A 25634-nucleotide genomic window follows, 5' to 3' on the forward strand; every position below is an offset into this window, starting at 1 on the left:
CAAAGGCAAGGAGGTCTCGCGCTCCTTGCCGTGCTCAACGTATAGCGCACCGGGGGGCTTGCGGCAAGGACCGTGGTGTGGCGCAGAATCGCCGGTCTGAGCCGGTAGCCACGGAAACGGGGGGCGCACAGTGCGTGTGCTGTTGTCGACGTACGGGTCGCGCGGGGACGTCGAACCGCTGGTGGGACTCGCGGTGCGGCTGCGGGAACTCGGTGCGCGGGTGCGGGTGTGCGCGCCGCCGGACGAGGACTTCGCGCGGCGGTTGGGCGGTGTGGGCGTACCGCTGGTGCCTGTGAGCCGGTCCGCGCGGGCGTGGACGAAGGAGGCGCCGCCGGCGTCGGGTCTGCCGCAGCGTGCGGCCGAGGTGATCGCCGGGCAGTTCGAGGCGCTCCCCGCGGCGGCCAAGGGGTGCGACGTGCTGGTGGCGACCGGGATGATGCCGGCCGCGGCCGGTGCGCTCTCGGTGGCGGAGCTGCTGGGCATCCGGTCCGTGTCCGTGACGTTCCAGCAGCTCACCCTCCCGGCCCCGCACCGCCGGCCGCTGGCGTATCCGGGGCGGTCGTTCCCTCCTGAGGTGAGCGACAACCGGGAGCTGTGGGAGCTGGACGCCCGGAGCGTCGACACGCTGTTCGGCGGGGCGCTCAACACGAACCGTGCGGCGGCCGGTCTGCCCCCGGTGGAGCACGTCCGCGACTACGTCATCGGCGGCCGGCCCTGGCTGGCGACGGACCCGGTCCTGGATCCGTGGCAGGAGAGTCCCGGCCTCGACGTCGTACAGACCGGCGCGTGGCTCCTGCCCGACGAACGCCCGCTCCCCGCGGAGCTGGTGGCGTTCCTGGACGCCGGCGACCCGCCGGTCCACGTGGGCTTCGGCAGCATGCCGATGCACGCCTCGGCGGACGTCGCCCAGGTGGCCGTCGAGGCGGTCCGCGCACAGGGCCGCCGTGTCGTCGTCGGACGCGGCTGGGCGGACCTGGCGCCGGTCGACGGCCTGAAGGACTGCTTGGCCGTCGGCGAGGTCAACCATCAGGTGCTGTTCGGCCGGGTGGCCGCCGTCGTGCACCACGGCGGCGCGGGTACGACGACGACGGCCGCCCGGGCCGGTGTGCCCCAGGTCGTGGTCCCCCAGCTGGCGGATCAGCCGTACTGGGCGGGCCGGGTCGCGGAGTTGGGCATCGGCGCGGCACACGACGGTCCGGTGCCGACCGTCGCATCCCTGTCGGACGCGCTCGGGACGGCGCTGAGTCCCGGGACCCGGGCGCGAGCGGCCGCCGTGGCCGGCACGATCCGTCCGGACGGGCTGGCGGTGGCCGCCCGGTTGCTGCTCGGCCCGGTCGGACGGAACTCGGCGCGGTCGTCGGCGGCTTGGCCCGGCGTGTGCTGAGCGAGGCGGCCTCGGACCAGCTGCCGCCGGTGAGCCGCGTAAGCCCCGCACGTTCGTTCAGGACACGGCCGTGGCTTCGGCGGCGTGCCGGTTCGGGGGCGGCAGGTGTGCGGCGCGGTAGTTACCGCTGCCCCTGTGACTCCTCGCGCGGGGCGGCTCGGCCGCGGAGTGTGACAAGGGCCAGCAGGGCCGGCCGCCCTCGGTGGCGGGCTCTGCTGGCGGCATCGGCACTGGTCACCGGCACAGCCTGGGCCCCGTGGCGGGAGCAGACCGCTCCCGTCCCGGAGAAACGCGTCACTTCCATGACGACGGGTGCAGGGCTGCCCGGTCTCGGCGTCCGGGATCCGGGGAGGCCCCGGGGTCCGTGCTCACCTGTCGGCTTCTCCCCCGGGCGTCACCCGCTTCGGGGCGGTCGGGGCAGCCCCAGGTGCTCGCGCAGGGTGGTGCCCGTGTAGTGGGTGCGGAACAGGCCGCGGCGGCGCAGTTCCGGGACGACCAGGTCGGCGAAGTCGTCGAGGGTGCCCGGCAGATAGGGGAAGACCACGTTGAAGCCGTCGGCGGCCCGGCCGTGGAACCACTCCTCGATGTGGTCGGCGATCTGCGCGGGGGTGCCGGTCAGGGTGCGGTCGTCGTCGGAGATACGCCGGACGAGATCGCGGATGGTGAGGTTGTCGCGGCGGGCGTCCTCGTAGATCTGCTGCTGGGCGGTGCGGGACTGGTTGGAGAGTGGCAGTTCGGGCAGCGGACCGTCGAGCGGGTGGGCGCCGAGGTCGAAGCCGCCGAGCCAGTAGGAGAGGTCGGCCAGGGCCACCTGCGGGGGCAGCAGTTCGGTGAGCCGGGCCCGTTTCGCCTCGGCCTCGGCGGCGGTGGGGGCGGTGATCACGGACAGGGCCGGGAGGACCTTGAGGTGGCCCGGGTCGCGGCCGTGGGCGGCGGCGCGCTCCTTGATCTCCGCGTAGAACTCCTGGGCCCGGCCGAGGTCCTTGATGCCGGAGAAGATGACGTCCGCGACCCGGGCCGCAAGGTTCTTGCCCGCCTCGGAGGCGCCGGCCTGGACGATGACCGGGTGACCCTGCGGAGGCCGGGCGATGTTGAGGGGTCCGGCCACCTGGAGGTGCCTGCCCTCGTGGTTCAGGGCGTGGAGCTTGGCCGGGTCGAAGTAGACGCCGTCGGCCTGGTCGTGGCGGAAGGCGTCGTCCTCGAAGGAGTCCCACAGACCCGTCACGACGTCGTGGAACTCCTCGGCGCGCTCGTAGCGGGTGGCGTGGCCGAGATGGCTGTCGAGGCCGAAGTTCCGGGCCTCTGCGTCGTTGAGGGAGGTCACCACGTTCCAGCCGGCCCGGCCACCGGAGATGTGGTCCAGGGAGGCGAAGGTGCGGGCCACGTGATAGGGCTCGTTGTAGCTGGTCGAGGCGGTGGCGATGAGGCCGATCCGGGAGGTGCCGGCGGCGAGCGCGGCGAGCAGGGTGGTCGGTTCGAAGGAGTCGTTGACGACGCTGACCCGGCTGAGCACGTCCTCGCTCGCGAACGGGACGCCGACGAGGTCGGCGAGGAACACCGCGTCGAACGCGGCCCGTTCGGCGGTCCGGGCGAAGGAGAGCACCTCCTTGATGTTCACGCCCGCGTCGGCGGCGGTGTCCGGGTGCCGCCAGGCGGCCAGGTACTCCCCCGGCGGCTTGAGGAAGGCGTTGAGGTGGAGTCGGTCGTCACGGCTTCGGCCGGTACGGCGGCTCATCGTCCGGTCTCCTGGAGGTGGCGTACGCGGGCGGCGGGGCGTGGCAGTCCGAGGTTCTCGCGCAGGGTGGCGCCCTCGTACTCGGTGCGCAGCAGCCCGCGCCGCTGGAGCAGGGGTACGACCTGGTCGACGAAGTCCCCCGCGGGGCCGGGCAGATAGGGGAAGGAGACGGTGAAGCCGTCGGCCGCGTGGGCGCGGAACCAGGTCTCGATGTGGTCGGCGATCTGTTCGGGTGTGCCGGCGACGGCGGAGGCGGCGGCGAACCGGTGCGCGAGTTGACGAATCGTCAGCTTCTCGTCGTGGGCCTGCTTCAGCAGCAGGTCCCGGCGCGACTTGCTGCGGTTGGTCTCGGGAATGTCCGGCAGCGGTCCGTCCACCGGGTGGCCGCTCAGGTCCAGGTCGCCGATGCTGTCCTGGACCAGGCGGCGGGCGACGTCGTCGTGGATGAGGTCCTGGAGTTCCGCGAGCCGCCGCCGTGCCTCCGTCTCGGTGGCGGCGACCAGCGGGGAGAGTCGCGGCCAGACCAGGATCTCGGCGGGGCCGCGGCCGCGGGCGGCCGCGCGTGCCTTGATGTCCGCGTAGAAGGCCTGCGCCGCGCCCAGTTCGTGCCGGCTGGTGAAGACGACCTCGCCGTGCCGGGCGGCGAACTCCCTTCCGGTCTCGGAGGATCCGGCCTGGAAGACCACCGGATGCCCCTGGGGCGGCCGGGAGATGTTCAGGGGGCCGCGCACGGCGAAGTGCTCGCCACGGTGGTGGGGGGTGTGCAGTCCGGCCGGGTCGTAGTAGCGGCCGGCCGCCTTGTCCCGTACGACCGCGGTGTCGTCGTAGCTGTCCCAGAGCGCCTTGACGACCTGGACGAACTCGTCGGCGCGGCGGTAGCGCAGCTCGTGTTCGAGGTGGTGGTCGTGGCCGAAGTTCGCCGCCTCCGGCGGTACGGCGGAGGTGACCACGTTCCAGGCCGCGCGGCCGCCGGAGATGTGGTCCAGGGAGGCGAACTTGCGGGCGATGTGGAAGGGGTGGTTGTAGGTCGTGGTCGCCGTCGCCGCCAGTCCGATGTGCTCGGTCACCAGGGACAGCGCGGCCAGCAGGGTCAGCGGCTCGAAGTGCTCGGCGCGGCCGGTGCGGGACAGCGAGTCGAGCTGGTGGCCCCGGACGGAGACGACGTCGGGGACGAACAGCGCGTCGAACCGGCCGCGTTCGAGGGTGCGGGCGAGGTCGGCGTGGAAGGCGAAGTCGAGCTGTCCGTCGGGGCGGGCGTCCGGATGCCGCCAGCCGGCGATGTGCCCGCCGGAGCCGTGGACGAGGGCTCCCAGAGTGAGCCTGCGTTCGGGGTGCGAGGTCATGCGGTGGTCCTCCGGGTCATGCGGGCAGCCGGGGTACGGCGGCCAGCAGGCGGCGTGTGTAGGGGTGTCGGGGATCGGCCAGCACGGAGGCGGCCGGGCCCTGTTCGACGGCGTGGCCGTCCTTCATCACCAGCACGTCGGTACACAGCCGCCGTACGACGCCGATGTCGTGCGAGACGAGCAGCAGCGTCAGTCCGTAGGCCTCGGCGAGGTCGTTGAAGAGGGCGAGGATCTGCGCGCGTACGGACACGTCGAGGGCGCTGAGCGGTTCGTCGCCGACCAGGACCTTCGGACCGGGGGCGAGGGCGCGGGCCAGGGCGACGCGCTGGCGCTGTCCGCCGGAGAACTCGTGCGGGTAGCGCCCGCGCACCGACGGGTCGAGGCCGACCGCGCGCAGCAGTTCGTCCACCCGGTCGTCGTGGTCACCGGGCAGCCGCAGGCACTCCAGCGGCTCGGCGACGATGTCGCGGACGGTGGCGCGCGGGTCGAGGGAGCCCATCGGGTCCTGGAGCACGACCTGGACCTCGCGCCGGAACCAGGGCAGCCGGCCCGGCCTCACCTCGCGCCCCCGGTAGTGCACCGTCCCGGAGTCGGGCCGGTCCAGGGCGAGCAGCAGCCGGGCCAGGGTGGACTTGCCGGAGCCGGACTCCCCCACGATGGCGAGGCTGCGGCCTTCGCGCAGTTCCAGTGACACGTCCCGGACGGCGTGGCGGTGGACGGCCGGGGCGAGCAGCGAGGTGCGCGGCAGCCGGAAGCTGCGGCTGAGGCCGGTGCCCTTCAGCAGCTCGGTCATCGGGTGACCTCCTCGGATCCGGTGGCGCGGGCGGCCGCCACCAGCCGCTGGGTGTAGGGGTGCCGAGGGCGCCGTACGAGGGTGTCGGTGGCGCCCTCCTCCACGAGTCGTCCGTCCTTGAGCACGGCGGCCCGCGGGCACAGCCGCGTGACGACGGCGAGGTCGTGGCTGATGAACAGCAGTGCGGTGCCGTGCTCGCGGACGAGTTCGTCCAGGAGGGCGAGCATGTCGGCCTGAACGGTGACGTCGAGGGCGGTGGTGGGTTCGTCGGCGATCAGGAGCGCGGGGCGGGTGGCGAGGGCCATGGCCAGGCCGACGCGCTGGCGCTGTCCGCCGGAGAGCTGGTGGGGCCAGGAGCGGACGATGTGCTCCGGGTCCGGCAGGCCCACCCGGGCGGCGAGTTCGACGGCGGCGGCAGCGGCCCGGCGCCGGTTCAGGCCACGGTGCAGCCGCAGCGGTTCGGAGAGCTGTCTGCCGATGCGCATCAGGGGGTTGAGGGCGCTCATGGGTTCCTGGAAGACCATGGCCATGCGCTCGCCGCGCAGCCGGGACAGGTCCCGGTCGCCCAGGGCGAGCAGTTCCTGCCGGCCCAGGCGGACGCTGCCGGTGGCCCGTGCGCCGTCGGGCAGCAGTCCCATCACGGCGAGCGCGGTGAGCGACTTGCCGGAACCGGACTCGCCGATCAGCGCGAGCCGTTCGCCTGGGGCGAGCGCGAAGCCGACGTCGTCGACGACGGTGGCACCGCCGATCCGTACGCTCAGGCCGCTGACCGTCAGCAGACTCATGACACCTCCCCGGTCCGCGGGTGCGGGCCGTCCGTCTCCCGGACCCGCAGGCGTGCGTCGGCGGCCTCGCGCAGTCCGTCGCCGAGCAGGTTGAACCCGAGCACGGAGGCGGCGACGGCGAGCCCGGGCCAGATGACGAGGAGCGGACGGGCGGCGATGTACTGCTGCTGTTCGTGGAGCATGCGTCCCCAGGAGACCGCGGGTGCCGGCGCTCCGAACCCGAGAAAGGACAGGGCAGCCTCGGCGAGCACCGCCACGGCGAGCACGAGCGAGAGCTGCACCACGAGGGTGGGTGCGATGTTCGGCAGCAGGTGCTTGCGGACGGTACGCCAGGTGCCGGAGCCCGCGGCGTGGGCGGCCAGCACGTAGTCGGTGTTCAGCACCCGCCCGGCCTCGGCGCGGGCGACCCGGGCGAGGTTGACGCCCGCGCCGAGGCCGACGGCGCCGACCACGGTCCACGTGGAGCCGCCGTGGACCGCGGTGAGGATCATCGCGATCAGCAGCACGGGGAAGGCGATGAGCACGTCGGTGAACTGGACGACGACCGCGCCGATCCAGCGGGGCACCAGCACCGCCGTCAGTGCCAGGCCGAGCCCCACGGCGGCGGCGACGGTGGCCGCGAGGACGGCGGTGAGCAGGGTGGCGCGGGCGCCGGCCAGCAGTTGGCTCAGCTCGTCGCGGCCCAGCCGGTCGGTGCCGAGGACGTGCCCGCCGGAGAACGGCAACAGCCAGCCGTCCTGCGGCCGCGCGAGGGTGGGGTCGTACGGTGTCCAGACCAGGGAGACCAGGGCGGACAGGACGAGGAGGCCGACGAGGACGGTCCCGGCGAGGCCGCTGCGGCTGCGCAGCAGCGCCCGCAGGACGGGGGCGGCCCTCATGCCGCGCTCCGCAGTCCGGGATCGATCAGCCGGTGGGCGAGGTCGACGAGGAACCCGATGACCAGCACCGCGCCGGTGAGCAGCAGGATCTCGCCCTGCACCTTGTCCAGGTCGCGGTTGCCGACGTCCGTGACCAGCATCTGGCCGACGCCGGGCAGGACGAAGACCTGCTCCACGACGACCGCGCCCGCTACCAGCGCGGCGAGTTGGAGGCCGAGCACCGACACCACGGGGACGGCGGCGTTGCGCAGCCCGTGCCGTACCAGTGCGGCGGTGCGGGTGTGGCCCTTGGCGCGGGCGGTGCGCAGCCAGTCCTGGTGCAGGACGTCGAGGACGGCGGACCGTACGAACCGCAGCAGGACGGCGCCCTCGGACAGGGCCAGGGTCAGCCAGGGCAGCACCAGGCTGCGCAGTGCCTGCCCCGGCTCGGCCCAGCCGTCCACGGGGAAGCCCTGGGCGGGCAGCCAGCGGAGCTGGACGGCGAGGAGCACGACGAGCAGCAGCCCGACCCACAGCGTGGGCAGCGCGATGCCGAGCTGCCCGAGGGCGTTGACCGCGCTCCCGAGCCGTGAGTCGCGGCGCACGGCGGCGAGGATGCCGAGGGGGACGGCGAAGGCGAGCGCGAGGACGACGGCGCCCGCGGCGAGCGGTCCGGTCACGGCGAACTTCTCGGCGAGCTGCCCCGAGACCGATGTGCCGTCCAGGACCGAGCGCCCGAAGTCGCCGGTGACCACGCCGCCGATCCAGTCGCCGTACTGGGCGGCGAGGGGCCGGTCCAGGCCCAGGTCGTGGCGTACGGCCGCGACCTGGGCCGGGGTGGCCTTGATGCCGCCGATGGTCTGGGCGATGTCACCGGGCAGGAGCCGCAGCACCAGGAAGACCAGCACGCTGGCGGCGAACAGGGACACCACGAGGAGTGCGGCCCGGCGTACGACGTAGAGGGTCACGCGGTCCTCACTTCTTCGCCACGGCGAGGTCCGCGAGGTCGTAGCGGTTGCTGGTGAAGTTGCGCGGCACGCCGGTGACTCCGGTGCGGACGACGGTGAGGGTCTGGCTGACGAACAGCCAGTCGGCGGCGGCGTCTTCGGAGACCTGCCGGGCGGCCTTCTTCAGCAGGGTGTCGCGCTCGGCGTCGTCGGTGGCCGTCTGGGCGGCGGCGTACCACTTCTGGACGTTCGCGTTGTCGTAGCCGAAGTAATAGGCGGGGTTGGCGAAGTTGTTCAGGTCGCGGGCCTCGGCGTGGTCGACGAGGCTGAGCTGGTAGTCGTGCTTGGTGTAGACGGAGTCGAGCCAGGTCTGGAACTCGACCTGCCGGACGGTGAGTCGGATGCCCGCCTCCTTGAGCTGGGAGGCCAGGTAGTCGCCGATCTCCGCCGGATAGATGTTGGGGATCTGCACGGTGAGCTTGAGGCCGCTGCCGTGACCGGCCTGCTTCAGGAGCTTCTTGGCGCTCGCGGGGTCGTAGGCGTCGACGGCGGTGAGGTCCTCGTAGCCGGGGTCGGTGGCCGGGACGGGGCCGCCGACCGGCTCGGCCGCGCCGCCGAGGGTCTTGATGAGGCCGACGTTGTCGATGGCCCGGCGGATCGCCCGGCGCACCCGGACGTCCTTGGTGGGGCCGGAGGCGTTGTTGAACGCGAGCGTGAACTTGTCGGTGGTGTCGCCGCGCAGCACGGTGTACTTGGCCGTGTCGGAGAACGGCTGGAGCAGGGTGGCGTCGGCGGCGGTCTCGATGTCGGTCTGGCCGGTCTGCTGGGCGTTGTTGGCCGCGTTGTCGTCCTTGATGTAGTGGAAGACGACCTTGGCGACCTTGGCCTTCTTGCCCCAGTAGGCGTCGTCGCGGACGAAGGTGACCGACGAGCCGCGCTTCCAGTTGCCCAGTCTGAACGGCCCGGTGCCGTTCTCCTTGCCGGCGAGCGAGGCGAAGTCGGTGCCCTTCTTGAAGACGATGCCGGCCCGGCCGGTCAGTCCCCAGGTGAAGCCGGTGTCGCGGTGCTTGAGCGTGACGACGACCGTGTGGTCGTCGCCGGCGGAGACGTTCTTCACGGAGGCGAGCGCCGCCGCGTCGGGGTTCTTCGAGCCGGCCGCGGTGACCTGCCGCAGCGACCAGACGGCGTCGGCCGCGGTGACCTTGCTCCCGTCGTGGAAGGTGGCGTTCTTCGCGAGGTGGAAGGTGTAGGTGAGCCCGTCCGTCGACTGTTCGAAGGACGTCGCGAGACTCGGCTCGACCTTGTTGTCCTCGTCGCGGGTGAGCAGGCCCTGGTAGATGTTGTCGAGCAGGATCTGGTCCAGGGCCGCGCCCGCGGTGTCGGCGATGTCGAGGCTGGTGGGTTCCAGGACGAGGCGTACGTCGACGGTGGCGCCGGTGTCGATGTCGGCGGCCTGGGTCGCCTGGCTGGTCTGTCCGGCGTTCGCCGGGTCGTCGGTGGCGCCGGTGCCGCAGGCGGTCGTGGCCAGGCCGGCGAGGGCTGCGGTTGCGGCGAGTCTGAGTGCGGTGCTGCGGCGCATGGCGGATCGGGCTCCTCGGGCGCGTGCGGTGGATTACGTACGGCGGCTGCTCTCGGGACGGGGCCGAGGGCGGTGATCAGGACGTGGGTGCCTTCGATGCGGGCCGACAACCGCACCGGACCGGCGTGGCTCCGGCTGGGGTCCGCCGCTCCGGGACGCGTCGGGTGCGTGCCCGCGGCGTCACGGAGTCCTGGTCGGGTGTGCTCACCACCCGCCCTGGACAGGGGCTAGCCGGACGAGGGCAGGCGGGGAGAGAAGACGGGCGGGAAGAGGGCGAGCGAGGTCGTGAGCCGTCGGACGGCGGTCAGCAACAGACCTGGTCGAACTGGTCGGCGCGGCGGCTCACCCAGAAGGGGTCGAGCAGCACCGTGTGTGCCGGGCCAGTGGTCTCCATGGCCGGATGTAAGCACACCCGGGTTCGTTGCGTCCACCATGCGTCCCAGCGGGCGAGACGGGAGCGTCGCGCCGACTCGTCGTGCCCCCGCGTTCCGTCAACTGCCAGGCGGTTCGGCCCGCTTCCCCGCTTCCGGGACCGCCTTGACGCCGGAAGAACGGGCGATCTACGGTGAGCGCGTTCCACGGGCCGGCATGACCGGGCCCCCGCGTCCCGGCCGGGCCGAACCGGCACGGGACGCCCAGGAGTCAACCGGCCGCGTGCCGTTTCGGCCCGCTCACCTCTCCGAACGCGCCGCGATCTCCTGGGAGTTGGCGTGGATCCAGCGCCGCAGCGGGTCCAGGACCGCCGCCGCGCCGCGGCCCGGGCCGGTGACCGAACGCGTCACCGACGGCGGCTGGTCGGTCCTGGTCGGCGGCCCGGCCGGCTGAGCAGCAGGTGGCCCCGACCGGGCGGCACGGGTCAGTCTTCCAGCAGGCGGGCGGGCATCGGTTCCACCGTCCGTGTGTGCTCGAGCCCGGGTCCGGAGCCGCCGGCGGCGGGTGACGGCGTGCCGCCCCGGTCGCACTGCGGGCCGCCCGCGGCGGCGGCGAGGTTCTGCCGCAGCCGGGTGAGGCGCGCGATCTCGGCGTCCAGGGCCGCCAGGCGATCGGCCACGACCTCGCTGAACCCACCGGGACCGGTGCCACAGGGTGCCGGCGGCCCCTCCTGGGCCAGGAGGTCCAGGCGGTGGGCGCGGCGACGGATGTCCTCCAGCGTGAGGCCCAGAGCCAGGAGGCCGCGGATGACGCGGACCCGGGCCACGTCGGCGGAGCCGTACTCCCGTTGACCGGACGGGGTGCGCGGCAGAGGTCGCAGCAGGCCGCGCGACTCGTACAGGCGCAGGGCGCGCGGTGTGGTTCCGGCCGCCGCCGCTGCCTCGCCGATCCGCATGTCCGCTCCGTCCCGTCCTGCCTCGTCCGGTCCCGTCCGATCTCATCCGATCCCATCCGGTCCCGTCCAGTCCCGTCCGGTGCTACAGCTCCACGATCGACGCCCCGAAGGAGCGGCCGGCGATCAGTGCGGGCAACGCCTCCGGGGCGTGCTCCATTCCACGGACGGGGGTGTACGGGAAACGGATGTCGCCCGCGCGCAGCCACGTGCCGAAGCGGGTCTCCCATTCCGCCTCGACCTCCGGGTGGTCCACGCCGGTGTAGCCGGAGATCGTGACGCCCCTGGTCAACAGACGATAGGTGTCGATCACGGTCGGCGCGCTGCCGCCCGCCCGGTCCGGGGAGAGCTGACCGTCCAACGCGCCCACCAGGGCCAGCCGGGCGCCCCGGTTCGCCGTCTGGACGGCGGCCGTCAGCTGTTCACCGCCCACGGTGTCCAGGACGACGTCGACCCCGTCCGGCGCCACCGCGGCGAGGTGCCCGCCGAAGGGGGCCGCTCCGCGCAGTACGACGGCGTCGTAGCCGAGTTCCCGCTCCAGCCGCCGGGCCTTGTCCGGCGAGCCGGTGCTGCCGATCACCCGGGCGGCGCCCAGCAGCCGGGCGATCTGCCCCGCCATCGTGCCCACGGCACCGGCGGCACCGGTCACGAACACGGTGTCGCCCTTTCGCACCTCGGCCGCCCGGGTCAACGCGCCGTAGGCCGCGGACCCCTGGCAGAGGTGGGCCACCGGGTCGGGCAGGGTGCCGTCGAGCGGTCTGCACTCGTCGGCTGCGGGTGTCGCGTAGTCCCGCCAGCCCTGAAGGTGCAGCACCGGCCGGCCCTTCTCCAGCGGCCCGTCGACCACCTCACCGATCGCGGGGCCGAACAGGGTGTCGCCGGGGTGCAGCGGCGGCAGTGGTACATCGCGGGCCTCGCCCCCCATGAGGGTGCGCAGGCCGGGGAAGACGAGGAAGTGCGTGTTGCGGACGAGCACCTGGCCGGCCTCGGGACGGGGGACGGGGGCCGTCACCAGGGCGAAGTCGTCCGGGGCGGGCAGTCCGGCGGGACGGCGGACCAGACGGACAAGACGATGAGTCGCGGTCATGACCGGACGCTAGACCCTGCCCCTTGGGTCAGGGGCAAGCCTCGGTTCGGCCGGATGCCCGGCACGCCGCGACGAAGACGCCGCGGATCGGTCCCGAGGTCACGCGCGTCGCCCGGCGGGGGCACCGGTTGGGCGGCGTCCGAGCTCGGCCGCGACATGGCCTCCGGGCGACCGGCGACGGAACCGCAGACCCCGTCCGGCAGCAAACCCGAGCACACCCGACCGCCCGCGAACGGCATCGCCCCGCCGCCGAGTTGCCGCGAACAGGACTGCTGCATCCCGGGCGAGGGCAAGGTCCCGGATGAAGGCGGGGTCCCGAACCGGCGGGGGCGGGGTCCCGGTCAGGTTCCGGTGCCCCGGAGCCGCCCGGTCATCGGCTCGCCGTCGCCTCTTCGCCATCGCCTCCTCGCCGTCGCCTCGCCGACACCTCGTCGTCGCATCTTCGTCGCATCTTCGTCGCATCTTCGTCGCCGTACGCGCGGGCCGTGCCGTGATCCGGCGCCTGCGCAGGATGTCCGGCCCGACACACCTCCCCTTTCTTGAACGGACGATCCAGAAAGGTTAGGGTGCATCCATGGCAAGAACCCGGGAGTTCGACACGGACGCGGCCGTGAGCCGTGCGATGGAGTTGTTCTGGGCGCGCGGGTACGAGGCGACCTCGGTGCGGGACCTGACCCGGCATCTCGGGATCGGACAGGGGTCCCTGTACGCCGCGTTCGGCGACAAGGACGGCCTGTACCGGGCCGCGCTGGAGCACTACCGCTCGACCTTCGCGGCCGCCGCGCTGCGCACCCCCGAAGAGGGCGCGGACATCCGTACCGCGGTCCGGGCGCTGCTGGTCGAACGGATTCGGATCGCCGTCGCACAGGGCGGCCGGGGCTGCCTGCTGGTGAACGCCGCCGTCGAGCGGCTGCCGGAGGACCAGCCGACCCGCCGCACCGTACGGGACGTCCTCGGCGCCAACCAGGACGCGCTCACCGACCTGCTGCGCGCGGCGGCGGACCGCGGCGAGATCTCCGCACGGCACGACCCGCGCACCCTGGCCGCCTTCCTCGTCACCTTCCTCAACGGGCTCCTCGTCACCTCGAAGATCACCCCGGACGCCCGCGCCCTCGAACCCCTCGTGGAGGTCGCCCTGACCGCGCTCGACTGATTTTTTCATGCCCGGAATCTGTAACGCACGATCCAGAAAGTAGGAGGACCCGTGTCCCACGCCCACCCCCAGACCGCGCCGGCCCTCGGCGGCAGCCGGTGGAACGCCTTCCCCGAGGCGGGCACCATGACCGCCCGGGAGTTCTTCACCGGCACACTGCCCCTGCTCCAGGGCGTCATCGACGACAACACCCTGACGAGCGCGGACAGCCAGGTGCTCCGGGAACAGATCCACGCGACGCTCGGCCTCGGCACACGGGAGACCTCGCTCCCGCTGGCACTCGGTCCCGACAGCGCCACGGCAGCCCGCGAACTGGGGGCACAGGCTGAGAGCATCGGGGCGCGGCTGGCCTCCTGGGCGACCGCGGCCCTGGACCGGATGCTGAGCGAACCGGTCCCGTTCCCCGCCGGCCCGCTGATCGTCCGCAGCCACTGCTACGGCCATCTGCTCACCCCCGCCGCGGCCGACCTGCTCCTGCGCCGACGCGGCGGACCCGTCACGATGCAGCTCTACAACGAGTGGCTGCACCAGATGGTCCTGCTCCGCGACGCCCTCCTGCCCTTCACCAACTGGCAGGACGTACCGCTCCTGGTCACCCCCGAGGGGCTGCGGCACACCGAGTCCGCCCGTGACCGCTTCCTCACCGAGCTCCTCATCCGCCGGATACGGCACACCAGCATCGTCGGCTTCGCCCGCCACGTGGTCACGGGCGCCTCCGGCCCCGACGGACGCAACCCCGACGGGCAGGACTCCGACGGGCACGGCCCGGACGGATACGGCTTCGACGGATACGGCTTCGACGCGGACGGCGGCACCGCCCTGCCCGCCGTCGTCGACGCCTCGCCCCTCACCGCGCCCCGCCACCTGCTGGCCTGGCGCGCCGACCCCGCCGTCCGCCAAGCCGCCACCTACGTCAGCGAGGTGAGCGACTACTACGCCGCCCCTCGCACGCCCGTCGGGGAACTGCCCTCCGCCACCGCGGCGCGGGGCCGGCCCGTCGGCCGTGTCGTCGCCTCGGCGGCCGTCGGCGGGGTGCGTACGGCCCGCATCGCCGTGACCCAGGACGGCACCACCGTCCAGGTCGACCTCGGCCAGGCCCTGCGCGGGCACCGATTCGCGCACCGCCAGTCCCCCACCGCGGACGCCGGGACCGCCACAGGGGCCCCGAGCGCCGACCTGTGGTCCGCCCTGCGCGCGTCCGGTCTCGTGTGGGCGCCGAACGGCGAAGCCGTGGTGGACGCCGGCGGTCAGGACGACCTCGTCGTGCTGGCGCTGCTCGGCCGGCTCTACCCGGAGAACGTCGTCCTGGGCTCCGCCGGACACGCCGACACCCCGGCGGCCGGCGCCGGGAGCCGACCCGGTCGTCTCGTCGTCGGTCTCCCGACCCACCGGGCGGCGGACCGGCAGGCCGTCCGGCCTGCGACGAACTGATCACCGGTGTGCCCCGCCGGGGGAACACGGTGTGCGGACACGTGTGCCCGCCGGGTGCGTGACGGCATCCTCAGTGGCGGTTGAAGGTGCCGAAGCCTCCGTCGTGGTAGACGAGTGGCGCGTCGGTCGCCAGGCCGCCGGCGTCCAGTACCTCGCCGACGACCAGCAGGTGGTCGCCTATCGTGTGCCGCTCGACCGGGCGGGCGGTGAGCCAGGCGGGTGCGGCGGTCAGCAGCGGCACACCGTGGGCCCCCGGCTCCCAGTCGACACCCGCGAAGCGGTCCGCGCCGCTGCGGGCGAATCCCCGCGCGAGGTGTTCCTGGTGCGCGCCGAGCAGATGGACGGCGAACGCCTCGGCGGTGCGGACCGGTCCGGCGGTCGAGGCGGTGTCGGCGAGGTAGAAGGAGACGAGGGCCGGTTCGAGGGAGACCGAGGTGAAGGAGGTCGCCGTGAACCCGGCGGGGCCGGGGACGGTAACCACCGTGACCCCGGAGGGGTGGCGGCGCATGGTGCGGCGCAGCAGTTCGGCGGCCGGGCCGGTGCTGAGGTCGGTCATGGCGGTGCTGGCATCCTTAGCGGGTGGTGGGGCGGGCCGGTTCGTGAGATCCGTGGGTCTACTTGATGACGGCTGTCCGGTTGCGGGTCATGGTGAACACGGTGGCGACGATGACGACGACGCCCTTGACCAGGGTCTGGGTGTAGTCGGTCACGCCCAGGAGGTTGAGTCCGTTGGACAGGACGATGAGGGTGACCACGCCGAGCAGGGTGCGTTCGACTCCGCCGCGGCCTCCGGACAGCGCGGTGCCGCCGACGGCGAGCGCGGCCACGGCGTCGAGCATGACCGAGGCCCCCAGGGTGGAGCCCGCGCCCTGGAGCTGTGTGCCGGTCAGTACGCCCCCGAGGCCGGTGGCGACGCCGGCGACGGCGAAGACCGTGATCTTGATCCGGTTGGCGCGGATGCCGGACAGCCGTGCCACCTGCTCGTTCCCGCCGATGGCGTAGACGTACAGGCCGAACCGGGTGCGGCGCAGCACCGCGACGAGGACTCCCCAGACGAGGAGCGCGATGAGCAGGGGGTTCGGGAGGCCGGGGATCGACTGGGCGTTGACGAGGTCGAGGAGCGCGGGCGCGTTGAAGCCGACGGCGCCGTTGCCGATCACGATCAGCGCGAGGCCGGTCCACACGGAGAGCGTGCCGAGCGTCACGACGAACGAGGGGACCCGGCCGTAGACGAACAGCAGTCCGTTGACGAGTCCTGCCAGGAGTCCGATGCCCAGCGCGAGGAGGGCCGCGGTCCAGGGGTTCGTGCCGCCCGCGCAGAGTGTGGCGAGGACCGCTCCGGACAGCAGGAAGACGGCTCCCACCGACAGGTCGAAGCTTCCGGTGAGCACGATGAAGGTGAGCCCCGCCGCGGGCAGCAGGAGCATGCCGATCTGGCTGCCCATCAGGAGCAGGTTGGGGGTGGAGAGGAAGACGGATGACGACAGGCTGAAGACGACGATCAGTACGGCGGGCGCGGTGAGGGGGACGAACCGACGGGCTCTGATGCCGGCCGCCGTGAGCGGAGCCCTGGCGGGTTCCGGGGGCGGTGCGTCGGGTGTGGTCCGGGCGCTGTCGGCCTTGTTGACGTCGGCGGACGGGGTGGTCACGGCTGGGGCTCCAGTGGTTCGGCCGGAAGCGGGGGTGCGGGAGGGGCGGTTGCCTCGGCGCCGGGCAGCATGTGGCGTACGAGGTCCGACTGCGCGGGTTTGGCTCCGGGGGGTGCGGGGACCTCGGTGACGAGGCGTCCCTGGCGGACGACGCCGACCCGGTCCGCCAGCCCCACGCATTCGGTGAGGTCCTCGCCGATGAGCAGCACGGCGGTGCCCCGGTCGGTCGCCTCGCGGACGAGCCGGTAGATGGCCTCGCGGGATCCGGTGTCCACTCCCTGGGTGGGCGAGTCGAGGACGACGACGGGGGGCCGGCGGACCAGCCACTTGCCCAGCAGGATCTTCTGCTGGTTGCCGCCGGACAGTTCGCTGACGGGCTGGTGCACCGAGCGGCACACCACGCCCAGTTCCGCGACGAGGTCGGTGGCGAGGCGGTCGGCGTCGCGTCTGCGCCACCAGCCCGCGGGGCCGGCGAGCCGGTCCCGCAGGGAGGGCAGCTGGAGGTTGTCCCGGATCGAGGCGCTCATGACGAGTCCGCGTTCCGTGCGGTCGGAGGGCACGTAGGCGATGCCCTGCCGGACGGCCTCGGGCAGTCCCGGTGGGACCGGTGTGCCGTCGACGGCCACGGAGACGGAGCGGTCGCGGTCGCCGGCCACGGCGAGTCCGATCTCGCTCTTGCCGCTGCCTTCGACACCGACCAGGGCGTAGACCTCGCCCGCGTGGACTTCGAAGTCGATCCCGCGGTCCGGGACCGACACGGTCAGCCGCGGGGTGGCCGTGGTGTCGGGGTCGGCGGGGGCGGCCGGGGTCCGGTGGGGGCGCTGGCGGGATTCGAGGTAGTAGTCCGTCTCCCGGGTCCTGCCCACCATCATGCGGTGCAGCTGGTGTTCGTCGGTGGCGTCCGTGTCGACGATCCCGGTGAGCGCGCCGTCCTTGAGGACCGCGACGCGGTCGCAGGTGGTGAGGATCTCCTGGAGGCGGTGGGTGACCAGGACGACGCTGCCGCGGGCGCGGAGGTCGTCGAGGAGGTGCAGCAGGTTCTCCTCGTGGCGGGCGTCGAGCGCGGTGGTGGGTTCGTCGAGGAGGACGACCGGGTCGGGTACGTCCAGGAGTTCGGCGAGCCCGAGCGCCCGGGCGATCTCGACGGCCTGGCGCAGTCCGGGGCTCAGCCGGTCGACGGTCGTACGGGGGTCGACGCCGTCGAGTGCGAAGCGGCCCAGCGTCTCCTCCACCCAGGCGGCACGGGCGCGGGTGCCGCCGGGCAGCCGGGTCTCCCAGCCGAAGAGCAGGTTGTCGCGGACGGAGAGGTTGGGCAGGAGGGCGGAGTCCTGGAACACCCGGAACACGCCCGCGTCGACCGCGTCGCGGTAGGAGGCCGGACGGTAGGGCGTGCCGTGGGTGCTGAGGGTGCCCGCGTCCGGGCGCAGCGTGCCGCTGAGCAGGTTGAGCAGGGTGCTCTTGCCCGCGCCGTTCTCTCCCACGAGGCCGAGCACCTCGCCGGTGCGCAGCTGGAGGGAGACGTCCCGGAGCACGGGGCGTCTGCCGAAGCGCTTGGTGATCGTGTCGGCCGAGAGCCGGGCGGGCGGGGCGGGTTCGGTGCCGGTCACGGTTCAGGCCTTCGGGGCGGCGTCGGCGAGCACGTCGGTGGCGTAGTGCTTCTGGTAGAGCTTCTTGACGTCCGCGAAGCCGCCCTTGGTGCCGGCGGTGAACTCCTTGGGCTCCTTGTAGCCGGAGGGCCGCTTGGTGTTGGGCCACAGGGCGGAGAGGTCCTCCACCGGGTAGTAGCGGGCCTGGGCGTCCCAGGTGTCGGGGCTCTCCACGCGGGACAGCAGCTTGGCGTTGAACTGGTCGGTGAAGTCGGCGTCGACGTAGCGCTTGCGGTAGGCGGCGACGTTGGAGCTGTCGACGAGGGCGTTCTCCACCCAGAGCATCCGCTCGGCCGGGTCGGGGGTCCAGCCGTTCAGGCGGTCGTGGAGCCGGGCCACGGAGGCGAAGGCGAGCAGCGCGGAGGGCTGTGCTCCGGCGGCGAGCACGGAACCCTCCTGGACCAGCTGGGAGACGGGGTCGGCCGCGTCGGTGGTCAGGACGTGGATGTCCTTGCCGGGGGTCTTGCCTGCGGCGCGGATCGCCGCCACGGCCGCGGCGGCGGAGACCGCCTCGCCGGTGACCACGGCCTGGGCCTGCGGGTAGCGGGAGAGAAGGGCGGCGATCTTCTTCTGCTGGTCCTCGGGCACGTAGTTGCTGTTGGCGAAGCCCAGTTGGCGCAGGCCGGGGTTGCGGGCCAGTCCGGTCTTGGTGCCCGCTGAGAACAGGGCGTCGCTGGTGCCGCCCTGCACTCCCCCGGTCCGTACGAAGGTGGCGTCCTCGCCGGCCTTCTCGGCGAGCACGTCGAGCAACTGGGCGGAGATGCCGGGGTAGTCGGGCTGGATGTAGGTCGAGTACAGGTCGCCCAGCTCCCAGGGGGTCTGCCAGGCGGTGGTCGAGTAGATGTCCACGTAGGGGGCGTTGGCCCGCTTGGCGGACGCGTAGAGGGTGGACGCGTTGATCGTCTCGATGGTGTTGATCATGAAGCCGGAGTAGCCCTGGTTCAGGACCTGGGTGAGCTGCCCGAACTGGGTCTGGGCGTCGCCCTTGCCGTCGAGGGCCACCGCCTTGTGGCCGAGCTGTTCGGCGGCGGCGACGAACGCCTTGCCGAAGTCGGCGTTGTAGGTGTTGGCCGAGCTGTAGAGCAGGACGGCGAGCTTTCCGTCCTTGACGAAGGTGGCGCTGTTGCCCGAGGCACCGGTGGCGGTGTCGTCGCAGGCCGCCAGGAGGCCGCCGGCGCCGATCGCCGCGGCGGAGGCCGAGGCGAGTCTGAGGAAGTTGCGACGGCTGACGCCGTGGGTGTCCAGGCGCTCGAGGACGCCGTCGATCGTGCGGGGGCGGGTGCCGGTCATGGTGTTCCTTTCGTGCGCGCGCCGGTTCGGCGCGCGTCGTTCGGTCGGTTCGGGTCCTGGGAGGGCGTTCAGCGGGTGCCGGAGGGCCGGGCCGGCTCGTACGCGGGGGACTCCCGGTGGGCCGCGGCGGGGTGGCGTCGCGGGAGGCGGGCCGGGCGGCCCAGCGCCTCGCGCAGGGTCGTCCCCGGCGGGAGGTCGACGCGCCGTACGAGGCCGCGCCGGCGCAGTTCGGGGACGGCGTGGTCGATGAAGTCCCGCACCGAGGAGGGGCTGAGGAGGGTGAACAGGTTGATGCCGTCGACGCCGGCCTCCCGCCAGCGCGCGAACTCGTCCGCGATCCGTTCCGGGGTGCCCACCACACGGGTGGCGCGGCTGTTGAGCAGGACGAGGTCGGCGACGGTCGCCGCACGGCCCGGGGGCACGGCCGCCAGCGCCCAGTCCACGATGGAGCGGGTTCCCTCGCCGTGTCTGAGCAGTTCGGTGACGGGTTCGTCGGGTGTGTGGCCGCCGAGGTCGACGCCGAGCATGCCGCTCATGTGGGCGAGCAGTCCGTCGGTGTCCAGGTGTGCGTCGAGTTCGGCCTCGCGTCGCCTCGCCTCCTCCTCGGTCGCGGCGACGACGACGCCGAGGGCCTGGAAGAAGCCGATGTCCTCGGCCCGGCGGCCGGCCGCCACCGCCCGGGCCCGGACGTCGGCCGTGACCTCGGCGGCGGCCCGCGGGTGCGGCGCCACCAGGAACTGGAACTCGGCGTGGCGGGCGGCGAAGGCGCGGCCGGCCGGGGAGGCGCCGGCCTGGAACAGCACGGGTGTGCGCTGGGGTGTGGGCGCGACCAGGTGCGGCCCGGTCACCCGGTGCCGGGACCCGTGGTGGTGGATCTTGCGTACGGCGGCCGGGTCGGCGTAGCGGCCGGTGGTCCGGTCCGCGGTGACCGCGCCGTCACGCCATGATCCCTCCCACAGCTTGTAGAGGACCTCGATGTACTCCTCCGCCAGGGCGTAGCGACGGTCGTGTTCGGGGAGGCGGTCGAGGCCGAGGTTGTGGGCGGCGTTCTCCACGGCGCTGGTGACGATGTTCCAGCCCACCCGGCCGCCGGAGAGCTGGTCGAGGGTGGACATGGTGCGGGCGAAGGCGAACGGTTCCTGCTGGAGGGTGGACGAGGTGAACACCAGGCCCAGGCGTTCGGTGGCGGCGAGCAGGGAGGCGGCGAGGGCGGCCGGGTCGAGGGTGGGGATCTGGAAGCCCTTCTCGACGTAGGCGTCCCAGCCGCCCCGGTAGTCGGCGTACAGGCCCAGGATGTCGGCGAGGAACAGGGCGTCGAAGCCGCCGCTCTCGGCGAGCCGGGCCAGTTCGGTCCAGCGTCGCAGCGAGCCGTGGTCGGCCTGCCGGTCCTCGGGGTGGCGCCACAGGCCGGGGTAGATGTGGGCGGGCGTCGCCATGGTGAACAGGCTGAGCGACAGGGGGCGTCGGGTGGGGTGCGGGGCGTCGGTGTGCGGCGCGTGGGTGCTCGGGTCAGTGGTCATGGTCAGAATCCGATGGCCCCGGCGGCGGGGACGTTTCCGTTGACAAGGTGGTCGCCGAGGTAGTGGTACTTCCAGCGGGTCGGGTCGTGCAGGGTGTGGGTGCGGGCGTTGCGCCAGTGGCGGTCCAGGCCCCAGCGGATGTCGGTGGCGGAGGTGCCCGCGACGTCGAGCGCCTCGCTCGACACGCTGACGGCCGCCTCGGCGCTGACGGCACGGGCGCGGGCGACGGCGAAGCGGGCCTGTTCGACGGCGCGCGGTGTCGGATCGGCCGCGGCGGCGTCCAGCAGGTCGCCGGCGCGGGCGAGGACCGCCTCGGCCGCGTAGACCACGGTGTCCAGGCGGCCGAGGGCGAGCAGCGCGTGGGGTTCCTCGGCGGCCTCCCACGGCGAGTCGTGGTAGGGACGCGCCTGGTCCCGCAGGAAGTCGGCGGCTTCCCGCAGGGCGGCCGCGGCGATCCCCGTGTCGATGGCGGCGTGAACGTACTGGCCGACCGCGGCATGGGTGGTGGGCGGGGCGTCCTGCGCGCCGAACGGTGTCAGGACGTGTCCTTCGGCGACGGGGACGTCCCGCAGGGTGAGCGTGCCGCTGATGGTGGCGCGCTGTCCGAAGGCGTTCCAGTCCTGGTGCACGTCGAGTCCGGGCGCGTCCCGGGCGACGACGGCGATCACCGGGCTCCCCTCGCTCAGCGCGGCGATGGTCACCAGGTCGGCGGTCAGGGCGCCCGTGGCGTAGTACTTGGTGCCGTTGAGGACCAGCTGTCCGCTGTCGTCGCGGGTGAGGGTGGTGGTGAAGTCCAGCGGGGTGCGGCCGCCCCGTTCGGAGACGCCGTTGCCGAAGCGGGCTCCGCCGGCGACGGCCGGGAGGTAGGTGTCGCGGATGAGGTCCGGGGTGCCGGGCCGGGTGAGCAGGTCGACGGTCTGGAAGTGGTTCTGGGTGACCTGGGCGAGGGAGGGGTCACCCACGGCCAGGAGCCGCACGATCTCGCCGAGCACGCGCAGGCCGAGTTCGGGGCCGCCGTGGCTGCGGGGCACCGTGACGGCCAGCAGTCCGGAGGCGGCGAGACGGGCCAGTTCCGCCTGCGGCACTTCGCCGGACCGGTCCCGTTCGGCGGCGCGGGCCGCGAGCGCGGCGGACAGGTGGCGGGCGCGGGCGAGCGCCTCGGTGGCGTCGAGGCGACCGGCGTCGGTCACCGGGAGGTGGGCGGGCATGTCAGCGGAAACCTTCCTTGTCCGGCTGGGGGAAGCGGTCGTTGAGCAGTCGGTCGCCCACTTCCCGGAACTTGTGGACGACGGGGTCGTGGAGGGTGTGTGTGCGCACGTCGCGCCAGCGGCGGTCGAAGCCGAACCGGCGGGCCGCGGAGCGGGCGCCCTGCACCTCGAACACCGTGGCGGTGATGTGCAGGGCCGCCCGGGTGGCGGCGGCCTTGGCCGCGTACACCTCGACGGCGGCCTCGCCGCGGTCGTCGGCGCCGACGGGTGCGCCGCCCGTGTAGAGGGTGTGCAGGCGCCGGGCCGACCTGCCGAGGAGGGCGGCGGCAGCGCGCAGGGAGACCTCCAGCTCGCCGAAGGTCTCGACGATGTAGGGGTCGTCGGCCGCGCGGGCGACTCCGGACGCGCCGAAGGGCCGGGTCTCCTCCCTGACGTAGCGGGCCGCGTCGGTCAGGGCCCCGCGGGCCGCGCCGAGGTAGAACGCCGCGAACACGGACTGGATGAGCGGGGTCACCAGGGTGTGGCGGGGTGTGGGCGGTTCGGGTTCGGCGGGTCCGCCGAGGAGTTCGGCCGGTTCCGCGCGCACGTTCCTCAGTTCCGTCGGTCCGCTCTCGCTGAGCCGCAGGCCCAGGTGGTCCCAGCCGGAGCGGTCGCTGTGGATGCCGTCCCGGTCGCGCGGCAGCACGAAGTAGCGTTCGGTGCCGTCGATCTCGGCGCGGACCACCACGGCGTCGGCCACGGAGGCACCGGTGCTGAAGTTCTTGCGGCCCGAGATGCGGAAGCCGTCGCCGTCGGCCTCGGCCACCAGGGCGGGCGGTACGGGGTTGACCACGCCGCCCCACAGCCAGGCTTCGTCCGCCGCCCGCGCGCAGATGCGCGCCGCCTGTTCGGGGGTGCCCAGCAGGGGGGCGAACTGGCTGCTGGCGTAGTGGTAGCCGAGGAGGGCGCCGATGCTGGTGTCGCCGGCCGCGACGACGGCCACCAGTTCCAGGGCGGCGGGCCAGGTCACGTCGTGGGCGGTGTCGCCGGTGCCCCAGGCGGTGAGCAGTCCGGCCCGGCGCAGCAGGTCCACTTCGCGGTGCGGGGGTTCGTTGTCGCGTTCGCGTTCCACCGCGTCGGCGCTCAGCGTGTCGCGCACGGTGCGTGCCTCGTGCAGGAGCCGTGTGGTGCGCTCGTCCAGTTCGCCGGGTGTCAGTCCCAGCAGGGTCTCGGTCATCGGCTGTTGTCCTCCGTGTCGGGGCGGGGCGGGTACGGCGGCACGGCGAGGCCGAGGTGGTCGCGCAGGGTGGTGCCGGTGTAGTCGGTGCGGACGAGTCCTCGTTCCTGGAGGACGGGGACGACGTGGTCGACGAAGTCCTCCAGGGCGCCGGGGCTGTGGGTCGGCGAGATCACGAACCCGTCGGCGGCCCGGTCGGTGAACCAGAGTTCGAGTTCGTCGGCCACCTCACGGGCGGTGCCCACGAAGCGGGGCAGCATCACGTGGCGTCCGTAGGCGGCGCCCACGTCGGCCAGGGAGTGGTCGGTGGTGCGGGTGCGCTCCGCGAGGTTGCGGAGGATGCCCTGGCTGCCGGTCCCGCGCAGCCCGTCCAGGACGTGCCGTACGGGGGTGTCGGGGTCGTGGGCGGACAGGTCGATGCCGAGGTGGTTGGAGAGGGTGGCGAGCCCGGACAGCGGGTCCACGAGGGAGTCGAGGAACCGGGCCCGCTCGCGGGCCTCGGCTGCGTCGGCGCCGACGACCGGGATCACGCCGGGCAGGACCAGCGGCCGGCCGGCGGGGCGGTCCGCGGCGACGGCCCGTTGTCCGAGGTCGTCGTAGAAGGCGCGGGCCGCGGCGCGGTCGGTGGCGATGGTGAAGACGGCGTCGGCCCACCGGGCGGCGAAGTGGCGTCCGCGTGGGGAGCTGCCGGCCTGGAGGAGCACCGGGTGTCCCTGGGGCGGGCGCGGTACCGGCAGTGGCCCGCGGACCGCGAAGTGCTCACCGCTGTGGTGGGTGTAGTGCACCTTGCGGGGGTCGGCGAACCTGCCCGCGCCGCGGTCCAGAAGCAGCGCGTCCGGTTCCCAGCTGTCCCAGAGGGCGCGGACGGCGCCGACCAGTTCGTCGGCCCTGTCGTAGCGCAGGTCGTGCGGCAGGTGGTGGCCGAGGCCGTGGTTGCGGGCCTCGGAGTCGGTGGCGGAGGTGACGACGTTCCAGGCCGCGCGGCCGCCGGAGAGGTGGTCCAGGGTCGCCGTGACGCGGGCGATGTGGGCCGGCGGGTAGTAGGTCGTGGAGATGGTGGCGCCCAGGCCGATCCGTTCGGTGACGGCGGCCATCACTCCGAGCACGGCGATCGGGTCGAGCCAGACCGCGCCCTGTCCCCCGGTGCTCAGTGTGGTGGCCGGTGTCGCGCCGTGGGTGTCGGACAGCGCCAGGCTGTCGGCGAGGAACACCAGGTCGAAACGGCCGCGTTCGAGGAGCCGGGCGGTGCGGGCGTGGAAGGCTGCGCTCAGGAAGCCGTTGTCGGCCTCCGGGTGGCGCCAGCCGCCGTGGTGGTGGGCGACAGGGCCGGTGGGCAGGCCGGCGACCAGCTTGATCTGACGGTTCATCACGGTGCTTTCGTCGGCTGCGGCGCGACGCCGGTACGGCGCCGGAGCAGGGGGAGGAGGTTCTCGCCGACCCGGTAGGCCTCTTCGAGGTGCGGCTGGCCGGAGACGATGAAGTGGCGTACGCCGAGGGCGTGGTACTCGGCGAGCCGTTCGGCGACCTCGTCGTGGCTGCCGACCAGGGCCGTGCCCGCTCCGGGCCGCACGAGTCCGAACCCGGCCCAGAGGTTGGGGGCGACCTCCAGGTGGTCGCGGCTGCCTCGGTGCAAGGCGTTCATCGCCTGCTGCCCCGCCGAGTCCAGGCTCCCCAAGTGCCGCTGGGCGGCGGCGATCTGAGTTTCGGTCAGCGTGTCGAGCAGCCGGTCGGCCTCGGCCCACGCCTCTTTGGCGGTGTCCCGGGTGATGAGGTGGATCCGCAGGCCGAACTCCAGTTGTCGGCCGCGCTGCTCGGCCTGCGCGCGGACCCGCTCGACGCGCCGTGCCACGGCCTGCGGGGGCTCGGTCCAGGTCAGGTAGGTGTCCGCGCGCCGTGCGGCCACCCGTTCGGCCGCCGGGCTGGACCCGCCGAGGAACACGGGAGGCGGGCCCCACGGTGCGGTGCGGACGGCGGCGCCCTCCACGGTGAAGTACCGGCCGCTGTGGTCGTATCCGGTGGCGGGCAGGTTCGGGTCGCCGACTCCGGCCATCACGTCGAGGAACTCGTCGGTGCGCTCGTAGCGGTGGTCGTGGTCCAGGTGGTCTCCGAAGCGGCGCTGTTCCGCCGTGTCGCCGCCGGTGACCACATTGAGCAACAGCCGTCCGCCGGAGAGGCGTTGGAAGGTGGCCGCCTGGTGTGCGGCCAGTGTCGGGGAGATGAGGCCGGGCCGGAAGGCGACCAGGAACTTCAGCCGTTCGGTCGCGGCGATGAGCGCCGCGGTGGTGATCCAGGCGTCCTCGCACCAGGTGCCCGTGGGGGTCAGGAGCGAGGTGAAGCCGAGGTCGTCGGCTGCTCTCGCTATCTGGGTGAGATAGGCCAGCGACGGCGGGCGCCGGAGCCCGGCGGCCGGTCCCACGCCGGCTATTCCGTGGCCGTCCCCGGAAGTGGGCAGGTACCAGTGCAGGTGGACGGTCATGACTCCGCCTCTGCGGGCATGGCGGTGCTGGCAGGCATGAAGGGACCAATCGAGTCGGCCGGCGGACGGGCGCACGTCGGCGGGACCCCCGCACGGATCGTGACGCGGGAGGTGAAGGAGACTGGGGATGCGGGGAGTCAGAGGCCTCGACGGCGGTGGAACGGCAGCCGGGACAGATCACGGCCGCTCGGGCGAGGCGGGCTGACGACGC

General features: G+C 73.3%; 22 protein-coding genes. 4 read left to right on the plus strand and 18 right to left on the minus strand.

Annotation, left to right across the window (positions count from 1 at the left end):
• The first annotated feature begins 130 nt into the window (after positions 1–130).
• Positions 131–1384, plus strand: a complete 1254-nt coding sequence (locus ACZ619_RS26855; RefSeq protein WP_469603839.1) for a glycosyltransferase — start codon at positions 131–133, stop codon at positions 1382–1384.
• Positions 1385–1778: 394 nt separating this feature from the next.
• Here the strand turns inward: ACZ619_RS26855 and ACZ619_RS26860 are convergent, their stop codons facing one another.
• From ACZ619_RS26860 to ACZ619_RS26890, 7 genes are read right to left on the minus strand one after another with little or no spacing between them, the layout of a single operon-like run.
• On the minus strand, positions 1779–3119 hold the full coding sequence (locus ACZ619_RS26860) for an LLM class flavin-dependent oxidoreductase (RefSeq protein ID WP_469603842.1): 1341 nt from the start codon (positions 3117–3119) through the stop codon (positions 1779–1781).
• Positions 3116–4462: an LLM class flavin-dependent oxidoreductase gene (locus ACZ619_RS26865; protein ID WP_469603845.1), complete on the minus strand. Its 1347-nt coding sequence runs from the start codon at positions 4460–4462 to the stop codon at positions 3116–3118. Before ACZ619_RS26865 ends, ACZ619_RS26860 begins: the two co-directional genes overlap by 4 nt.
• A 16-nt stretch (positions 4463–4478) precedes the next feature.
• Positions 4479–5255 (minus strand): ABC transporter ATP-binding protein, encoded by a 777-nt coding sequence (locus ACZ619_RS26870; RefSeq protein WP_469603848.1) that lies wholly within the window; start codon positions 5253–5255, stop codon positions 4479–4481.
• A complete protein-coding gene (locus ACZ619_RS26875; RefSeq protein ID WP_469603851.1) occupies positions 5252–6040 on the minus strand; it encodes an ATP-binding cassette domain-containing protein in 789 nt (262 codons plus the stop codon). Before ACZ619_RS26875 ends, ACZ619_RS26870 begins: the two co-directional genes overlap by 4 nt.
• Entirely contained in the window at positions 6037–6918 is an 882-nt protein-coding gene (locus tag ACZ619_RS26880) for an ABC transporter permease (protein WP_469603854.1), read from the minus strand. Before ACZ619_RS26880 ends, ACZ619_RS26875 begins: the two co-directional genes overlap by 4 nt.
• Positions 6915–7865, minus strand: a complete 951-nt coding sequence (locus ACZ619_RS26885; RefSeq protein WP_469603857.1) for an ABC transporter permease — start codon at positions 7863–7865, stop codon at positions 6915–6917. The genes ACZ619_RS26880 and ACZ619_RS26885 overlap by 4 nt, the downstream gene beginning before the upstream one ends.
• Positions 7866–7872: 7 nt before the next feature.
• A complete protein-coding gene (locus ACZ619_RS26890) occupies positions 7873–9423 on the minus strand; it encodes an ABC transporter substrate-binding protein (RefSeq protein WP_469603860.1) in 1551 nt (516 codons plus the stop codon).
• A 654-nt stretch (positions 9424–10077) separates the two neighbouring features.
• On the opposite strand from ACZ619_RS26890, the gene ACZ619_RS26895 reads away from it, so the two are divergent.
• A complete protein-coding gene (locus tag ACZ619_RS26895; RefSeq protein ID WP_469603862.1) occupies positions 10078–10248 on the plus strand; it encodes a hypothetical protein in 171 nt (56 codons plus the stop codon).
• A gap of 31 nt (positions 10249–10279) precedes the next feature.
• Here ACZ619_RS26895 and ACZ619_RS26900 read toward each other — a convergent pair whose 3' ends face one another.
• Both ACZ619_RS26900 and ACZ619_RS26905 read right to left on the minus strand, forming a co-directional pair.
• Positions 10280–10750: a MerR family transcriptional regulator gene (locus tag ACZ619_RS26900; RefSeq protein WP_469603864.1), complete on the minus strand. Its 471-nt coding sequence runs from the start codon at positions 10748–10750 to the stop codon at positions 10280–10282.
• 82 nt (positions 10751–10832) lie between these two features.
• Positions 10833–11834 (minus strand): MDR family NADP-dependent oxidoreductase, encoded by a 1002-nt coding sequence (locus tag ACZ619_RS26905; protein ID WP_469603867.1) that lies wholly within the window; start codon positions 11832–11834, stop codon positions 10833–10835.
• A gap of 574 nt (positions 11835–12408) precedes the next feature.
• Between ACZ619_RS26905 and ACZ619_RS26910 the strand changes: the two genes are divergently transcribed.
• Both ACZ619_RS26910 and ACZ619_RS26915 read left to right on the plus strand, forming a co-directional pair.
• On the plus strand, positions 12409–12987 hold the full coding sequence (locus tag ACZ619_RS26910; RefSeq protein WP_469603869.1) for a TetR/AcrR family transcriptional regulator: 579 nt from the start codon (positions 12409–12411) through the stop codon (positions 12985–12987).
• A 51-nt stretch (positions 12988–13038) separates the two neighbouring features.
• Entirely contained in the window at positions 13039–14418 is a 1380-nt protein-coding gene (locus tag ACZ619_RS26915; RefSeq protein WP_469603871.1) for a hypothetical protein, read from the plus strand.
• 70 nt (positions 14419–14488) lie between these two features.
• Here ACZ619_RS26915 and ACZ619_RS26920 read toward each other — a convergent pair whose 3' ends face one another.
• The 9 genes from ACZ619_RS26920 to ACZ619_RS26960 form a co-directional block, all read right to left on the minus strand.
• The gene (locus ACZ619_RS26920; protein WP_469603874.1) at positions 14489–14974 is read right to left on the minus strand and encodes a flavin reductase family protein; all 486 of its coding nucleotides are present in this window, start codon (positions 14972–14974) and stop codon (positions 14489–14491) included.
• A 58-nt stretch (positions 14975–15032) separates the two neighbouring features.
• A complete protein-coding gene (locus ACZ619_RS26925; RefSeq protein WP_469603877.1) occupies positions 15033–16067 on the minus strand; it encodes an ABC transporter permease in 1035 nt (344 codons plus the stop codon).
• On the minus strand, positions 16064–17674 hold the full coding sequence (locus tag ACZ619_RS26930) for a sugar ABC transporter ATP-binding protein (RefSeq protein ID WP_469603880.1): 1611 nt from the start codon (positions 17672–17674) through the stop codon (positions 16064–16066). The genes ACZ619_RS26925 and ACZ619_RS26930 overlap by 4 nt, the downstream gene beginning before the upstream one ends.
• A 3-nt stretch (positions 17675–17677) precedes the next feature.
• Positions 17678–19003: a sugar ABC transporter substrate-binding protein gene (locus ACZ619_RS26935; RefSeq protein ID WP_469603883.1), complete on the minus strand. Its 1326-nt coding sequence runs from the start codon at positions 19001–19003 to the stop codon at positions 17678–17680.
• 68 nt (positions 19004–19071) lie between these two features.
• Positions 19072–20523 carry an NtaA/DmoA family FMN-dependent monooxygenase gene (locus ACZ619_RS26940; protein WP_469603887.1) on the minus strand — a complete coding sequence of 484 codons (1452 nt, stop codon included), beginning with the start codon at positions 20521–20523 and terminating at the stop codon, positions 19072–19074.
• A 2-nt stretch (positions 20524–20525) separates the two neighbouring features.
• Positions 20526–21731: an acyl-CoA dehydrogenase family protein gene (locus tag ACZ619_RS26945; protein WP_469603890.1), complete on the minus strand. Its 1206-nt coding sequence runs from the start codon at positions 21729–21731 to the stop codon at positions 20526–20528.
• Position 21732: 1 nt separating this feature from the next.
• Positions 21733–22947, minus strand: coding sequence for an acyl-CoA dehydrogenase family protein (locus ACZ619_RS26950; RefSeq protein WP_469603893.1), 1215 nt, complete (start codon positions 22945–22947; stop codon positions 21733–21735).
• Positions 22944–24314, minus strand: a complete 1371-nt coding sequence (locus tag ACZ619_RS26955; RefSeq protein ID WP_469603896.1) for an LLM class flavin-dependent oxidoreductase — start codon at positions 24312–24314, stop codon at positions 22944–22946. The genes ACZ619_RS26950 and ACZ619_RS26955 overlap by 4 nt, the downstream gene beginning before the upstream one ends.
• Positions 24314–25423: an LLM class flavin-dependent oxidoreductase gene (locus tag ACZ619_RS26960; RefSeq protein WP_469603899.1), complete on the minus strand. Its 1110-nt coding sequence runs from the start codon at positions 25421–25423 to the stop codon at positions 24314–24316. Before ACZ619_RS26960 ends, ACZ619_RS26955 begins: the two co-directional genes overlap by 1 nt.
• Positions 25424–25634 lie beyond the last annotated feature (211 nt).

The sequence above is a fragment of the Streptomyces sp. NPDC104367 genome (assembly GCF_055583825.1).

Excerpts from the sequence above, each read along its gene's own strand:
- ACZ619_RS26865 (WP_469603845.1), bottom strand. The coding sequence starts at position 4,462 with ATGACCTCGCACCCCGAACGCAGGCTCACTCTGGGAGCCCTCGTCCAC.
- ACZ619_RS26920 (WP_469603874.1), bottom strand. The coding sequence starts at position 14,974 with ATGACCGACCTCAGCACCGGCCCGGCCGCCGAACTGCTGCGCCGCACC.
- ACZ619_RS26860 (WP_469603842.1), bottom strand. The coding sequence starts at position 3,119 with ATGAGCCGCCGTACCGGCCGAAGCCGTGACGACCGACTCCACCTCAAC.
- ACZ619_RS26960 (WP_469603899.1), bottom strand. The coding sequence starts at position 25,423 with ATGACCGTCCACCTGCACTGGTACCTGCCCACTTCCGGGGACGGCCAC.
- ACZ619_RS26955 (WP_469603896.1), bottom strand. The coding sequence starts at position 24,314 with ATGAACCGTCAGATCAAGCTGGTCGCCGGCCTGCCCACCGGCCCTGTC.
- ACZ619_RS26950 (WP_469603893.1), bottom strand. The coding sequence starts at position 22,947 with ATGACCGAGACCCTGCTGGGACTGACACCCGGCGAACTGGACGAGCGC.
- ACZ619_RS26905 (WP_469603867.1), bottom strand. The coding sequence starts at position 11,834 with ATGACCGCGACTCATCGTCTTGTCCGTCTGGTCCGCCGTCCCGCCGGA.
- ACZ619_RS26880 (WP_469603854.1), bottom strand. The coding sequence starts at position 6,918 with ATGAGGGCCGCCCCCGTCCTGCGGGCGCTGCTGCGCAGCCGCAGCGGC.
- ACZ619_RS26940 (WP_469603887.1), bottom strand. The coding sequence starts at position 20,523 with ATGACCACTGACCCGAGCACCCACGCGCCGCACACCGACGCCCCGCAC.
- ACZ619_RS26875 (WP_469603851.1), bottom strand. The coding sequence starts at position 6,040 with ATGAGTCTGCTGACGGTCAGCGGCCTGAGCGTACGGATCGGCGGTGCC.
- ACZ619_RS26945 (WP_469603890.1), bottom strand. The coding sequence starts at position 21,731 with ATGCCCGCCCACCTCCCGGTGACCGACGCCGGTCGCCTCGACGCCACC.
- ACZ619_RS26910 (WP_469603869.1), top strand. The coding sequence starts at position 12,409 with ATGGCAAGAACCCGGGAGTTCGACACGGACGCGGCCGTGAGCCGTGCG.
- ACZ619_RS26935 (WP_469603883.1), bottom strand. The coding sequence starts at position 19,003 with ATGACCGGCACCCGCCCCCGCACGATCGACGGCGTCCTCGAGCGCCTG.
- ACZ619_RS26870 (WP_469603848.1), bottom strand. The coding sequence starts at position 5,255 with ATGACCGAGCTGCTGAAGGGCACCGGCCTCAGCCGCAGCTTCCGGCTG.
- ACZ619_RS26900 (WP_469603864.1), bottom strand. The coding sequence starts at position 10,750 with ATGCGGATCGGCGAGGCAGCGGCGGCGGCCGGAACCACACCGCGCGCC.
- ACZ619_RS26890 (WP_469603860.1), bottom strand. The coding sequence starts at position 9,423 with ATGCGCCGCAGCACCGCACTCAGACTCGCCGCAACCGCAGCCCTCGCC.